14 protein-coding genes are annotated in these 13,473 nt (G+C 69.2%); 10 read left to right on the plus strand and 4 right to left on the minus strand.

What is annotated here, in order from left to right:
* The first annotated feature begins 100 nt into the window (after nt 1-100).
* Both SAHL_RS09320 and SAHL_RS18520 read left to right on the plus strand, forming a co-directional pair.
* On the plus strand, nt 101-1,339 hold the full coding sequence (locus SAHL_RS09320; protein WP_123591149.1) for an MFS transporter: 1,239 nt from the start codon (nt 101-103) through the stop codon (nt 1,337-1,339).
* Nucleotides 1,340-1,721: 382 nt separating this feature from the next.
* On the plus strand, nt 1,722-2,192 hold the full coding sequence (locus tag SAHL_RS18520) for a DUF4442 domain-containing protein (RefSeq protein ID WP_123591150.1): 471 nt from the start codon (nt 1,722-1,724) through the stop codon (nt 2,190-2,192).
* Here SAHL_RS18520 and SAHL_RS09330 read toward each other — a convergent pair.
* Entirely contained in the window at nt 2,120-2,989 is an 870-nt protein-coding gene (locus tag SAHL_RS09330) for a TraB/GumN family protein (protein WP_184947578.1), read from the minus strand. The two genes, SAHL_RS18520 and SAHL_RS09330, sit on opposite strands and share 73 nt — an antisense overlap.
* Nucleotides 2,990-3,206: 217 nt before the next feature.
* On the opposite strand from SAHL_RS09330, the gene SAHL_RS09335 reads away from it, so the two are divergent.
* The 4 genes from SAHL_RS09335 to SAHL_RS09350 all read left to right on the plus strand — a co-directional run bounded on the left by SAHL_RS09335 (nt 3,207) and on the right by SAHL_RS09350 (nt 6,277).
* Complete coding sequence (locus tag SAHL_RS09335) at nt 3,207-4,388, plus strand: MFS transporter (protein ID WP_123591151.1); 1,182 nt, start codon at nt 3,207-3,209, stop codon at nt 4,386-4,388.
* Nucleotides 4,389-4,573: 185 nt separating this feature from the next.
* Entirely contained in the window at nt 4,574-5,254 is a 681-nt protein-coding gene (locus SAHL_RS09340) for an OmpA family protein (RefSeq protein WP_123591152.1), read from the plus strand.
* A gap of 174 nt (nt 5,255-5,428) precedes the next feature.
* Nucleotides 5,429-5,860 (plus strand): CBS domain-containing protein, encoded by a 432-nt coding sequence (locus SAHL_RS09345; RefSeq protein ID WP_123591153.1) that lies wholly within the window; start codon nt 5,429-5,431, stop codon nt 5,858-5,860.
* A 111-nt stretch (nt 5,861-5,971) separates the two neighbouring features.
* Nucleotides 5,972-6,277, plus strand: coding sequence for a hypothetical protein (locus SAHL_RS09350; protein ID WP_123591154.1), 306 nt, complete (start codon nt 5,972-5,974; stop codon nt 6,275-6,277).
* 275 nt (nt 6,278-6,552) lie between these two features.
* Here the strand turns inward: SAHL_RS09350 and htpX are convergent, their stop codons facing one another.
* Nucleotides 6,553-7,422 (minus strand): zinc metalloprotease HtpX, encoded by an 870-nt coding sequence (htpX, locus tag SAHL_RS09355; protein WP_123591155.1) that lies wholly within the window; start codon nt 7,420-7,422, stop codon nt 6,553-6,555.
* Between the two features lie 65 nt (nt 7,423-7,487).
* Nucleotides 7,488-8,081 carry a DUF421 domain-containing protein gene (locus SAHL_RS09360; RefSeq protein ID WP_123591156.1) on the minus strand — a complete coding sequence of 198 codons (594 nt, stop codon included), beginning with the start codon at nt 8,079-8,081 and terminating at the stop codon, nt 7,488-7,490.
* A gap of 201 nt (nt 8,082-8,282) precedes the next feature.
* Here SAHL_RS09360 and SAHL_RS09365 point away from each other — a divergent pair, with 201 nt between their 5' ends.
* From SAHL_RS09365 to SAHL_RS09375, 3 genes are all read left to right on the plus strand, one after another.
* On the plus strand, nt 8,283-8,909 hold the full coding sequence (locus SAHL_RS09365; RefSeq protein WP_123591157.1) for a DUF6655 family protein: 627 nt from the start codon (nt 8,283-8,285) through the stop codon (nt 8,907-8,909).
* 508 nt (nt 8,910-9,417) lie between these two features.
* Complete coding sequence (locus tag SAHL_RS09370) at nt 9,418-10,488, plus strand: EAL domain-containing protein (RefSeq protein ID WP_123591158.1); 1,071 nt, start codon at nt 9,418-9,420, stop codon at nt 10,486-10,488.
* A gap of 266 nt (nt 10,489-10,754) precedes the next feature.
* A complete protein-coding gene (locus SAHL_RS09375) occupies nt 10,755-11,546 on the plus strand; it encodes an OBAP family protein (RefSeq protein ID WP_123591159.1) in 792 nt (263 codons plus the stop codon).
* Between the two features lie 113 nt (nt 11,547-11,659).
* Here SAHL_RS09375 and SAHL_RS09380 read toward each other — a convergent pair whose 3' ends face one another.
* Nucleotides 11,660-12,409: an MBL fold metallo-hydrolase gene (locus SAHL_RS09380; protein ID WP_123591160.1), complete on the minus strand. Its 750-nt coding sequence runs from the start codon at nt 12,407-12,409 to the stop codon at nt 11,660-11,662.
* A gap of 263 nt (nt 12,410-12,672) precedes the next feature.
* Here SAHL_RS09380 and SAHL_RS09385 point away from each other — a divergent pair, with 263 nt between their 5' ends.
* The gene (locus tag SAHL_RS09385; protein WP_123591161.1) at nt 12,673-13,086 is read left to right on the plus strand and encodes a hypothetical protein; all 414 of its coding nucleotides are present in this window, start codon (nt 12,673-12,675) and stop codon (nt 13,084-13,086) included.
* Nucleotides 13,087-13,473: the final 387 nt, after the last annotated feature.

Raw genomic sequence — 13,473 nt, forward strand, 5'->3', positions numbered from 1 at the left:
AAGTAATTGGTTGTTACTAAAGAGATTATACCGGCTTCGCCGTTCTGTTTGGTGCAATATCCGGGCTAGGCTTTCGCCCTTGCCCGGCCACCGACACCGCATGCGCCGCCGCTGGACGACCCTGCCCCGCGATACCCGTCTGCTGCTGGCTGCGCGCGCGGCGCGAAGCGTCGGCCAGGGTGCGCTGATCGTCGCCTTCGCGCTCTATCTGGACGCACTCGGCTGGTCGGCGCCGGCGATCGGGGCACTGTTCACGGCCGGCCTGCTGATCGATACCGCGCTGATCGTCGCCCTGGGCCCGGCCAGTGACCGTCTGGGCCGCCGCGTCTTTCTGCTCGCCTACGAGGCGGCACAGGCCGCGGCGGCGGTCATCGCCCTGTGCACGGCCGCGCCGGCCGCACTCGCGATCGCCGCCGTGGTGGGCGGCTTCGGGCGCGGCGCCAACGGCAGCAGCGGCCCCTTCGCGCCGATCGAGCTGTCATGGCTGTCGCAGGCCCTGCCCCGGCGCGAGCGCGGCCGCGTGTACAGCCTGAACATGGCCATCGGGTTCTCGGGCATGGGCATCGGCGCGCTGCTCGGGGCCGGCCCGGCCCTGCTGGGCGAGCTGCTGCCGGGGGCGCTGGCCTACCGACCCCTGTTCGCGCTGGTGCTGGCCGGCTCGCTCGTCTGTCTGGTCCTGATCGCGCTCGCGCGTGACGCACCGGCAGCGGCGCCACAAGCTACAACCGCGAGACCGGCCGCGGACGCAGAAGCTGACCGCGCGACCCGGCGAAGCGAGAACGCGCTCATGCGCTGGCTGTTCGGCGTCAACGCGCTCAACGGCATCGCCATCGGCCTGGTCGGGCCGTTGATGACCTACTGGTTCGCGGTGCGTTTCGGGCGCGGACCGGCCGACATCGGCCCGGTCATGGCGCTCGCCTATGGTGTCACCGCGGTCTCGTCGCTGTTCGCCGGCCGGCTGGTGGATCGCATCGGCGTGGTCCGTGCTGTGGTCTGGATGCGCAGTCTGGGGCTCGCGATCCTGCTCGTGCTGCCGCTGGTGCCGAGCTTCTGGATGGCCGCCGCACTGCACGTCGTGCGTTCGGCGCTCAACCGTGGCACCGCCGGGGCCCGGCAGGCGCTGACCGTGAGCCTCGTGCGCCCGCACCGGCGCGGCGCCGCCGTCAGCACCGGCAGCGTGGCCATCCAGCTGCCGCGGGCGATCGGCCCCCTGTTCGCGGGTCTGCTGTTCGGCGGCGGCATGCTCGCGGCCCCGTTCTACATCGCCGCCGGTTTCTTTGGCGCCTACATCTACGCCTATCGGCGGGTGTTCTCCGCCCACGATCCGACCCGGCGATAGCCGGACCGAACGGCTTATGGGCAGAAAATAAGCAGCTTCGGATTTGGATCGTGACGACAGCTGACAGCGATGTAGTTCATCTCGCGCGTTACCTGTCCGGCAGACCAGGCGATCGGTACCTGTTCTGGGCCTGTCAACACGTCGTTGGAGCCCGAGCCAGGCGCATCCTGAAAATCGACTATGGGCGGCAAGACGAGGCGTCGTGCACGCCGCGCAGTCACGCTGCGTCGAGGCTGGATTGCCGCACAGCAGCGCGTGTCCCTAAGGCTTGGGCCTCGAATCGCGCGCTGCGGCGTCGCCAGTCTTGACCATGGCGCAACACCAACGGTTTGCGGTCTCCAACGCGATGTTCATATAAGGATTAACCGCTCCTAGAGGGCCGGTGGACCTGCGCACACCCGACTTCGTCGCTATTGCGCCACGTTTCGTCGACGTAGCGCCTGAGGGCGTGATCGCATCGATGCGCAAGGGCCGGCGGCGGCACAAATCCATCCGAACCGTGCATGCCATTGCCCTGTGCAATCCGGCCGAGGCCGCAGCGGGTGTGCTCGCCCAAGGCGCGATTCCGGCCTCGCATCGCCGGATACCGAACGGCACGAACTTGGACGGTCGCGCCCGGGCGGGCTCCGGTCCGACCGCCACGCCCGGCGCGGCCGATCGCGGCGTGGACGGGAACCTTAGACTGGCCCTTGAGCGCGGCGATGATCGACGGTCGGGCGGGGTTGGCGTGCAGGCACCGCTCGCCGTGCAGATGTCGCCGCGCCACCGCCGAGATCGGCGTCACTCCACGCGGGTGACCGTGTGCCCGCTCGCGCGCAGCCGCTCGACCAGACCACGCGGGCCGACGAGATGAACCGCGCCCACCAGCACGAGCGCGTTGCCGGATCGTGCAAGCAGGCGCTCTACGGTCGGCAACCAGGCCTCGTTGCGATCGTAGATCAGGCGGTCGTAGAGCGCCGGGTAGGCGTCGGCCTGTTCGGCGACGGAGGCCGCCAGCCCCGCCGCGTCACCGTTGCGCCAGTAGGCATAGATGTCGGCCGGCGCCTGTGCGAGTTCGTCGGCGCTGTCGAGGGTTATGGCGAGCTGGTCGCGCGACAGCGATGCCGGCATGTCGGTGACGATGGCGAGGTGCGCGTCGATGGCCTGCAGCGGCTGGACCGGGCGGGCGTCGGCGAGCGCGCGTTCGTGGAAATGGCCGTCGAGGCCGAGATCCGGGCGAAAGCCGGCCGCCCGGTAGGACTGCATCTCGATCGCCATGGCCACGAACCAGGGCCGATAGCCGTCCAGCCGCCGCATCGACAGCCCCTGATCGCGCGCCACGGCCCGCGTGCGCCGATACAACTCCTCGCCGACGTGCGAGCGCAGATCGCCCGCGTCGTAGCGGGCGGCCGCCAGCAGGGCGTCGCGCGCCTGCGGCCGCTGCAGCGCCGCCTGATCGGCCTCCAGCACGAGCCATTCGGTCGCCTCATAGGCGCGTTCGTAGGGCGGCGGCAGCGGATACGCCCGCGGCGGCAGCATGTGCATCGAGCCGGCGAGATACACGTGGTTCTCGGCACCTTCAACCCGCCAGACCAGACCAGCCGGGCTGGCGAGCGCGGATCCGGTGGTCACCCAGAGTACGGCGAGTAGAGCGATTCCGGCGCAGCGCATGGCCAGCCCCGTGTGTCGTGGTGCCCTCATCATCGCTGCCCGCGGCGCGCGCGTCACCCCGGCGGCGATGCCGGCGCATGCCGCGGCGTCACGACCGCGTTTACCGCAACGCAACAATGGCCGGGCTAGACTGGGCGCCCGGTCGGGATACGCAGCGCGCCTCGATGCCACCGGATCGATCACGCCATTCGCCGACGCGCCGCCCGAGCCCTGCGCCATGTCCCAGACGCCCGCCAATCCGCTTTTCGTGCTCATCGCCCTGGCGACCGGCGGCTTCGCCATCGGGACGACCGAATTCGCGACGATGAGCCTGCTGCCGTTCATCCAGTCCAGCCTGGACATCGATCCATCCACGGCGAGTCACATCATCAGCGCCTACGCCCTCGGCGTCGTCTTCGGCGCGCCGGTGATCACCGTGCTGGGCGCACGCATGGCCCGCAAACCGCTGCTGCTCATCCTGATGGTGCTGTTTGCGGCCGGCAACGCGCTGAGCGCGCTGGCGCCGAGCTACGGCTGGCTGGTGTGCTTCCGCTTTCTCAGCGGCCTGCCGCACGGCGCGTATTTCGGTCTGGCCTCGCTCGTGGCGGCAGCCGTGGTGCCGCCGGCGCGCCGGACGCAGGCGGTCGGCTACGTGATGCTCGGATTGACCGCCGCGACCATCGTCGGCGTGCCGCTGGCGACCTGGCTGGGCGGGCTTGCCGGCTGGCGGCCCGGCTACTGGGTCATCGCCGGTCTGGCGCTGCTCGCGGCGGCCCTGATTCTACTGTTCGCACCACGCGACCGGGCCGCGGCCCAGGCCAGCCCCCTGCGCGAGCTGGGCGCGCTGGCGCGGCCGGCCGTCTGGCTGACGCTCGCGATCGGTGCGATCGGCTTCGGCGGCATGTTCTCTGTCTACACCTATCTGACCGCCACGCTCGACGCGGTCACCGGTGTCGGCCAGCGCTGGATGCCGCTCGTTCTCGCGATCTTCGGCGTCGGCATGACGCTCGGCAATATCGTGCTGCCCCGGCTGGCCGATCGCGCGCTGATGCCCACGGCCGGCGGGCTGCTGGTATGGAGCGCCATGGCGCTGGCGGCGTTTCCGTTGGTCGCCGGCAACGTCTGGCTGCTGAGTGTCGACGTGTTCTGCATCGGCATCGGCGGCGCGCTCGGCACCGTGCTGCAGACCCGGCTGATGGATGTCGCCGGCGACGCCCAGAATCTCGCCGCCGCGCTCAACCACGTGGCCTTCAACACCGCGAACGCGCTCGGCCCCTGGCTGGCCGGTCTGGCGCTGGCGGCCGGCTTCGGCCTGCGCTCGACGGGCATCGTCGGCTGCGTGCTCGCGCTCGGCGGCCTGGCGATCTGGGCGATCGCATGGCGGGCCGGCCACCGTCCGGGGCCGGCCGCGCCCGACTGATCCCGACCGGAGCACGGCCCCGCCGACCGCCACGATTGCCGCGGCGATGCAAACATGGTATTGGGTCGTACTGCTGCCCGCGGGCAGAATGACGCGAAAAACAAGAGAGGGGACATCGGACGCCGGCGGATGGATCGACGGCGGCCGCTCTCGACGAACAACAATCGATAAAGGGAGAACGAGCGATGAAAACCATTTTCGACTGGCGCCGCCTGGCCCTGGCGGCGACGGCGGCGATCGCACTCGCTGGCTGTGCCGCCGCACCGTCCTCCGGGGATGCCGACGACGACGGCGGCGCCTATGTCGTCGACCCGGACGGCAACGTCTACAAGGATGCCGACGGCAACTGCTGGCAGACGCCCAACGCACCCAAGAAGGAAATGCGGGCCGAGTGCGGCGATCAGATCGCCCAGACCGACGGCGATTCGGACGGCGACGGGGTGCCCGACAGCCGCGACGAATGCCCGGGCACCCCGCGCGGGGTGGAAGTCGATGCCCGCGGCTGCCCGATCGAGCAGCAGTCGCCGATCGTGCTCAAGGGCGTGACCTTCGAGTTCGATTCGTCGAATCTGACGATGTCCGCCGAGAACCGCCTCGACAACGTCGTCGACGCGCTGGAGGCCAGTCCCGACGTGCGGTTCCGCATCGACGGCCACACCGACAGCGTCGGTTCCGAGTCCTACAACCTCGACCTGTCGCAGCGCCGCGTGGAATCGGTGCGCACGTATCTGATGGGTGCTGGCATCGACACGCGCCGCATCACGGCGACCGAAGGCCACGGCGAATCCGAGCCGGTGGCGACCAACGAGACCGCCGCCGGGCGCGCCCAGAACCGGCGTGTGGAACTCAGCGTCGTTTCCGACTAGACCGGTGTGACCGACGCACCCGGGTCCCGGACGGGCCCCGGGTGCGCTCGGAGACCCTGCCCCGGACGCCGCCGATCCGCGCGCGGCACGGCCCTCGTCCGGCGGGTCGCGCTATACCGTCGGGCGCGGACCTTCTAGACTCGAGCCGACAACCGAACTGCGCTGGAGAGATGAATGAAACGGGTCAGGGATCTGCTGCGGGAGAAGGACACCGACATGTGGTCGGTGGCCCCGGACGACACGGTCTACGACGCCATCAAGCTCATGGCCGACAAGAACATCGGCGCCGTCCTGGTGCTCGACGGCGGGCGGCTGGTGGGCCTGCTGTCCGAGCGCGACTACGCGCGCAAGATCACCCTCGAGAACCGGCGGTCCCGCGAGACCGCAGTCCGCGACGTCATGACCACTCACGTCGCCTACGCGGAGCCTTCGGAAACCCTCGAGGAATGCATGGCCCTCATGACCGACAAGCGTTTCCGCCATCTGCCGGTCATGGAGGGCGACACGCTGATCGGAGTCTTGTCCATCGGCGACCTCGTCAAGGCCGTGATCGCTGAACAGCGCTTTCTCATCAAACAGCTCGAGCACTACATCAGCGGCGGCTGAAGCCCGTCAGCGGGCAGCTCGCTGCTGGCGGCCGGCGGCCGCGCCGCATCGCGCCGGCGCACGCCGACGTAACCGCCCCCCGGACGGACGCCGATATCGCGGGAGGTCCCAATGCGCTACCGAGGCCGCACGAGCCTGATCCTGATCCTGTCGCTCGCCGGCGTCGTGACGGCGCCGGCGCTGGCCGCCGGGTTGAACGACCACCGCACGCCCGCCGGGCGCGCGGGGTCGGACAGCCTCGATCGCGGCCTGGATTCGCGCAGCCGGCAGCGCGACAACCTGTCCCGGCAACTGGAGCAGAACCGCGAGCGACTCGACAGCGCATCGGAGGCGCGCCGGCTGGACCGCAACGCCGACGATCTGAGTGAGCGTCTGCGCCGAGAACGCCGGAACGCGACCGGCGCGGGGCCGGATTAGACCGTCGACTGCATCCGAGCCCGCGCCGACACTGTTGCGCACCCGGACGAAGCGTTGCGGCGGCGCCCCGCTCGCCCGCGTGCGGCAAGGCCGGGTTGCTGCGCCCAGCGAATTTTACGGGGCGTCTGTTCCGTCGACGGGCGGTCCATGAGTCATCCGCCACGACCGCCCTGTCGCCCCGCACATTCCGATCGGCAGCCCTCGCAATCCGAGCCGCACCGCGCTGAACGCGACATGCTGACCAAACAGCCGCCGGCTTCGTCAGCCGGCAGCGGCTACATCCGCGCCCGCGTACCCGGGGCCATCGACTCCAGGCGACGGACCCGCTCCTCCGTGGCCGGATGGGTCGAGAACAGCTTCGACACGCTCGTACCGCTCAGCGGGTTGACGATGAACAGGTGCGCGCTGGCCGGATTACGCTCGGCCGACTGCATCGGCTGGGCGTGATTGGCCTGTTCCAGCTTGCGCAGCGCGCTGGCCAGGCCCCGCGGGCTACCCGCGATTTCGGCGCCCCCCGCATCGGCGGCATATTCACGCGAACGCGATACAGCCAGCTGGATCAGCGTCGCGGCGATCGGCGCCAGGATCATCATCGCCAGGCCGCCCAGCATTCCGCCGCCCTGATTGTCGTTGCCGCGAAAACCGCCGAACAGCATGGCCCACTGCGCCATGTTGGCGATCATGGCGATCGCGCCGGCGAAGGTCGCGGCGATCGCGCTGATCAGCGTATCCCGGTGACGCACATGCGCCAGCTCGTGCGCGAGCACGCCGCGCAGTTCCTCGCGGTTCATCAGCCGCATCAGGCCCGTGGTGGCCGCGACCGCGGCGTGGGTCGGATTGCGACCGGTGGCGAACGCGTTGGGCGTGACCGATTCCATCAGATAGACCTTCGGCATCGGCAGACCGGCGCGCTGCGATAGCTCTCGGACGATGCCGTGCAGCTCCGGCGCTTCGTCGGCGCCCACCTCGCGCGCACCGTGCATCTTCAGCACCAGACGGTCGGAGAACCAGTAGCTGCCGAAGTTCATCGCCACGGCGAAGCCCAGTGCGATGACCATGCCGCCGGTGCCGCCGAGCGCGTTGCCGACCAGCACGAGAAGCACGGTCAACCCGGCCAGCAGGAAGGTCGTGCGCAGTGCATTCATCGAGATGCCCTCTCTGATAACGAGCCCATCGCTCAACCTCTTAAATGGCGTCGGCGCGTCCGGAATCAAGCGCTGCGCGACGTCTGTCGACGGGCGTCGAACGTCGGCTGTTCGGCGAGCACGCCGGCCAGCAGTTCACGCCCGCGCACGCCCGAGAACAGGTCCGGGTCCACCGATTCGCGCCGTTCGATGACCGCCACGTCGCCGGTCGTCTCCATGACCACCGCCAGCACCTGGCTCGGATGGGTGACCCCGGCCAGCCGAAGCTTGGCGCGCAGGTCGTCCCGGGTGACCCGGGCCATGGTGAGATGATCGTCGAGGATGCGCTCGCCGGCCATGAGCAGGAGCGGCTCGTTGTCGATCAGCCGGGCGAAAGCCGGCCAGGAGCGCCGCAGCCGCGCGATCTTGTACTGAATGCCGTACAGCACCGCCAGGCCCACGATGCCGGTGACCAGCGGTGGCTTGTCATTGAGCAGCGTCGATGCGATCACCGAACCGAGCGCGACCGTGATGGCGAAGTCGAACCCCGACATCTTGGAAAAGCTGCGCAGGCCCACCAACCGGGTGAACAGCATCAGCGCGGCGTAAATGACCAGGCCCGACACGACCACGCCGATCAGCGATCCAAGGTCGCCGGCAAGCCAGCTGGATTGATTCATGGGCGGACACGGCGGGCCGGAGGAAAGGATGCGCGGCACGATGCCTGCCGCCCGGCGAATCGGCAATCCGTAGCACCCGCGCGCTGCGAGAGCGCCGAACCGACGGTCGGTCCGGCGCGATGGGCGATTCCTGCCACCGCCGTCCACGCCCTGCCGCCCGCATTTGCTAGTGTGGCATCGAATCACGCACGAGAAACGCCCATGATCCGCTATCCGCTGCTTCTCCTGGCCATTGCCGTCCTCCTCGGCGGCTGCACGACCCTCCGGGAGACCGAACCCGATCAGACGGCACGCCACCAGATGCTGTTGTCCACCGCGGCCGACGAGGCCAGCCAGCGCATTTCGCCCAATCTGCCGGCGGGCACGTCCGTGTTCGTCAACACCGACCACTTCGGCTCGTCGGACGACTACCAGTCCAGCTATGCCATCGGCGCGATCCGGGCGGCGATTCTCAAGCAGGGATACAACCTCGCAGCCAGCGCCGACGAGGCCGACACCATTGCCGAGGTCAGCAGCGGCGCGCTGTCGATCGATCGCCGCGAACGACTGCTCGGCGTTCCGAGCGCTTCGGTACCCATCCCGCTGGCCGGGCCGTTCAAGACGCCCGAAATCTCACTCTGGAAGAGCAAGGAACGCACCGGCGTGGCCAAGTTCCGGCTGACCTTCTACGACGCCGAGACCGGCGCGCTGCAGGACGCCAGCGACCCGGTCTATGGGTTCTCCCACTTCGACCGCTCGTCGCTCCTGTTCTTCGGCAGCACGGACAGCAATCTCATGCCGCCGGACGTCGAGGAACGCCGCGAGAGCAACGCCGGGACCCAGGACTGAGTCACCGCTTCCGGGCCTGCCCGGCGATTCGTCGCCGGGCGCCGGAGCCGGCGCCGCGGCCTGCTGCCCGCGTGGACACTCGAATCGGCCTGAGTCGCGCCGGCCACCCGGCACGCCGAGGCGACCGGCCGCCTTACTGAGAGGGGGCGGTAACGGACACCATTGATCACGGTCGTCCCGTCCTCCGGCGTCACGGCCCGCATCGATCATAGGCCCCGGTATCCGCGTTCGTAGCGGCCATCGCAGCCGCCACGTGGCCGCAAACGCCCGGCACGACTTGGCTGCGAAGGATCGCAATGCTTGCATCGACATGCGTCGAAGCTGAATATGGCTTTCAGTTCGGGCCTGCCCCGCCGATAGCGATTGCACGGGGTTCCGTGTGCCAGTGGAGGCGCGCCATGGGGACATACGACTGCATCCGCCCATCCGGACAGCGTCCGCCGGTGCCGACGGCGGGACGCCGTGCGCCCCTACGCAGGATGCGGGCAGACGGCACCATGGTCGGCCGATGAGTTCGTCCGATGTCAGCCGGCAGCGTGTCGCACCGCATACGGCGACCTTCGGCGCCTATCGCCTGCACAGTGTCTTCCAGACGATCTTCAGTCTCAGCCATCGCCGCGCGGTGGGCTTCGAAGCCCTCGTGCGGCCACAGCTGGGCGCAAAAATCCCGGTCAGCCCGGCCGGGCTGTTCGGCTGGGCGTCCGATCACGGCGAGCTGCGGGCCCTCGATGCCGCCTGCCAGCGACTGCACGTGCACAACTTCGCCGCGATCGCGCCGCCGGCACGCTGGCTGTTTCTCAACGTCGATGCACGGACCATCACGAGCCGCGGCTTCGACGACGGCCTGCTCGCGGATATCCTCGAACAGGCCTCGCTGAGCCCCCATCGACTGGTCATCGAGATTCTCGAAGGCCGCATCCGCGATGAGGGCCTGCTCCTGGAAGCCGTGGATTATTTCCGCTCTCTCGGCGCGCTGGTCGCGCTCGACGATTTCGGCACCGGACACTCCAATTTCGATCGGGTGTGGCGGCTGGCCCCGGACATCATCAAGCTCGACGGTTCCCTGATGGCCCAGGCCGAGGCCCACCACAGCGACCGGCTGCGACGCATACTGCCGAACCTGGTCGCGCTCATGCACGAGGCCGGCAGCTTCGTGCTGGCCGAAGGGGTCGAAACCCACGATCAGGGCCTGATCGCCCTCGACGCCGATATCGATTTCGTCCAGGGCTTTCACTTCGGTTATCCCACCGGCGCAATCAACGCCGAGGAAACGGCCGAGACAACGGCGGCACTGGCCGCGCTGACCCAAAACTTCGCCGAGACCGCCAGCCAGGAGCAGCAGGCGAGCCGTCAGTCGCTGGCGCCCCATCTGGACGTCTTTCGGGCCGTCGCCGAAGCCATCGAGCAGGGCACCGGTTTCGACGACGCCGTCGCTTCGCTGCTGGCGCTGCCGCGTACGGCACGCGTTTATCTGCTCAACGAATGGGGCGAGGAGATCGGGCACTACCGCGGCGTCGAGGACCGGGACGCGCGCGCCCGGCGTTTCGACCCCGTGGCCGATACCAGCGGCGGCACCTAATTCCGCCGCGGCTATTTCCGCAGCGCCGTCAACGAGCCGCGTCGCGTGCAAATCTCGCGGCCCTACCGCTCGAGCACGGGCACCGCACTCTGCGTCACGCTCTCGGTCTGCAGCCCGGACACGCCCCACCGCGTGTTCTGCTGCGACGTGATGTGCTGAGCCGGTCTCGGGAGTTTTCCTGAGAGACAGCCCCGCGCGGGCGACCCACACTGCGACTTGATGCGGCGTTCCCGTCGCACGCGCGTTCCGACGCCAATGGAGGTCCCATGTCACGACGCAGCAAACCGATCGCCCGCCGGTCCCAGCCCGACTCGGGCCTGGCCGCCCTCGGTCTCGGCCTGGCCACCGGCGTGGCCGCCGCGGCCGGCCTGATGCTCGGCCGCCGCGCCAGCGGCAACGGTGTGCCCGGGCGCGGGCATCCGCTCAAGCACCGCCTGCTCGACAGCGCTTCCGGCGCACTGCAGCGCAAGATCCCGCTGGAGTCGATGAACACCTATCTCAACGGCTTCCACATGTACGCCGACGACATGGGCCGGCAGGTCGAGGCCACGCATTTCTGCATCCACCTCGAGCCGGACCTGCACCAGTGCGTGATATTCGACTCCAATCGCGCGGACGCGCGTCTGATCGGCATCGAATACATCATCAGCGCCGAGCGCTACCAGCGCCTGCCGGCCGAGGAGAAGCGGCTCTGGCACAGCCATCACTACGAGATCAAATCCGGGCAGCTGGTCGCACCCGGGATCCCCAAAATGGCCGAACACGCCTATTTCGAGGACCTGATCACGACCTACGGCAAGACCTTCCACACCTGGCAGATCGATCGCGACGATTTTCCCTACGGCGTACCGCAGCTGATGATGGCCTTCACAGAGGACGGCCAGGTGGATCCCGACCGGGTCGAGGCCCGCGATCAGCGTCTGGGCGTTTCGACGCCCGAATGCCGGGCGCACCGTGCCGATATCCCCACCCCGAACGTGGACCCGCACGCCAACTGCTGGGAGTGCGGCCAGAGCGTGCAGACGCGGATCGAACAGGTCGATTTCCGCCGCAAGTAGCCTCGCCGTCGTTGCCCGCGGGGCGGCCATCCGCCGCCCCGCGGGCGAGCGCGCCGGGATGGACGCGGCCGGGCCGCGCCTCTACGAGCGGCCCGAACGGCCCGGCGCTGCCCCTATTCCGGATACCAGTCGCCGAGGCGCACCTCGACGGCGTCGGTCCGCTCGTTGACCTGGCGCTTGAAGTCGGCCACGTCCTGACCGCGGTAGTGATACGGATAGACGATGGCCGGCTCGAAATCGGCCACCGCATCGGCCGCCTGGTCCACATCCATGGTGTAGGGCAGATTCATGCAGACGAAGGCGAGATCGATATCCTCGAGGGCGCGCATCGCCGGGATGCCCTCGGTGTCGCCGGAAATGTAGACGCGCTTGTCGGCGAGCGTCAGCACGTAGCCGTTGCCCCAGCCCTTCGGATGATAGGCGTCCTCCGAGGGCGGCAGGTTGTAGGTCGGCATCGCCCGGACCTCCATGCCGGCCACGGAGAGCGTATCGCCGTTGGCCATGATCCGCTGGTCGGCACCGAAGTCGCCGTCGATCTCGTCGGCCACCGACTGCGGCATGATGACGGTCGCCCCATCCAGATCGAGTCCGGCCAGCGTCTCGGTGTCCAGATGATCGCCGTGCGGATGGGTGAGCAACAGCACGTCCGCGGCGCCGTGCTCGGCGTAGGCCGAGACCGGCCCGACCGGATCGACGTAGATCGTGCGATCGTTCCACTCCATGACGAAGCTCGCATGCTCGACCGGATGCAGCTGGACCGGGCCGGCCCGCGTGTCGAGCGCCGGCGCGGCGGCCGCGGCCGACATCGCCAAGGCGCAGACAAGAAAAATCGGGGCGTGCACTGACAGCAGGGGCGTCTTCATGGCGGCTCGGTGAATCGGACTCTGTCCGCAACATAGCATGCGCTCCGAGTGAGCAATGCGGCCCGCGGCCTCCGCGGGGCCGCAGCTTCGGCCGTGGGGCGCACGGCCACGTCGTGCCGTCGAACCCGCACGCCGGCCACATCGAAGTACCTGTGGCCGGCCTGCATTGCACCGAAACGCCGAATCGGCGATGTTGTCGAGGCGTCGGCGCCCCATCCGAACCGCGGCGCCAACGCCACGCCACAACGCCCAGGGAGATTGCCATGCATCGACTCGCACCGCTCATCGCCGCCGGCGCGCTCGCGACCGGCGCCGCCGTGGCCGCCCAGGCCGCCGAAACGGAGGCGGACGCCGCCGGCGACACCATCTCGCTGCAGACGCTGTTCGAGCGGCTGGACAGCGACGACGACGGCACGCTGACCCGCGCCGAGGCCGAGGCCAATCCGCGCGTGGCCGAGATCTACGACTCGCTGGACACTCGGGAGAACATCGAAAACCCGTCGACCAACGCGCCGGCCGAGGGCATCAACTTCAATCAGTTCGAAGCCGGCATGACCGCCGATCGCGAAGGCAAGGGCACGGTCGGCCCCGCTGCCTCCGGCGGCGAGACGTATCTCGTCTACCCCGACGGTTCGCGGGAGCGAATCGACGACAGCGGCATCGATTCGAGCGACTAGCGTCTGCATGCCGCGGCGGCGGATGCCGCGACCGATCGGCGAGCCGCGCCGGAATCGGCCGACGTCTCGACACGCGTGACAGGGGCGCCGTAACGGACAGGCCGGCGGAACAACGGGGGGCCGCGACCCTCGGCTCCCCTCGGCACGAATGCCGGGGCTTGACCACATCGCCGGACGCTGCCCCGACGCGCGGCCGGTAGCAGCTACGGTCCGCTCCTGCCGCCATGACAGCCGCCCACGCGCGAGGCGGCTCGGCCGGTCGCACAGCCGGTCGAGCGCCTAATCACGCGCCGGGCGGCCAGCATACGACTGCACATCGGCGACGAGCGGCGGGCTGCGGCCAATACGGCCCCACGCCTGAAGGGCGTCCCCTGCCGCGACGGGCGG

It is taken from the genome of Salinisphaera orenii subsp. halophila YIM 95161 (assembly GCF_003732545.1).
Taxonomy (GTDB): domain Bacteria; phylum Pseudomonadota; class Gammaproteobacteria; order Nevskiales; family Salinisphaeraceae; genus Salinisphaera; species Salinisphaera orenii_A.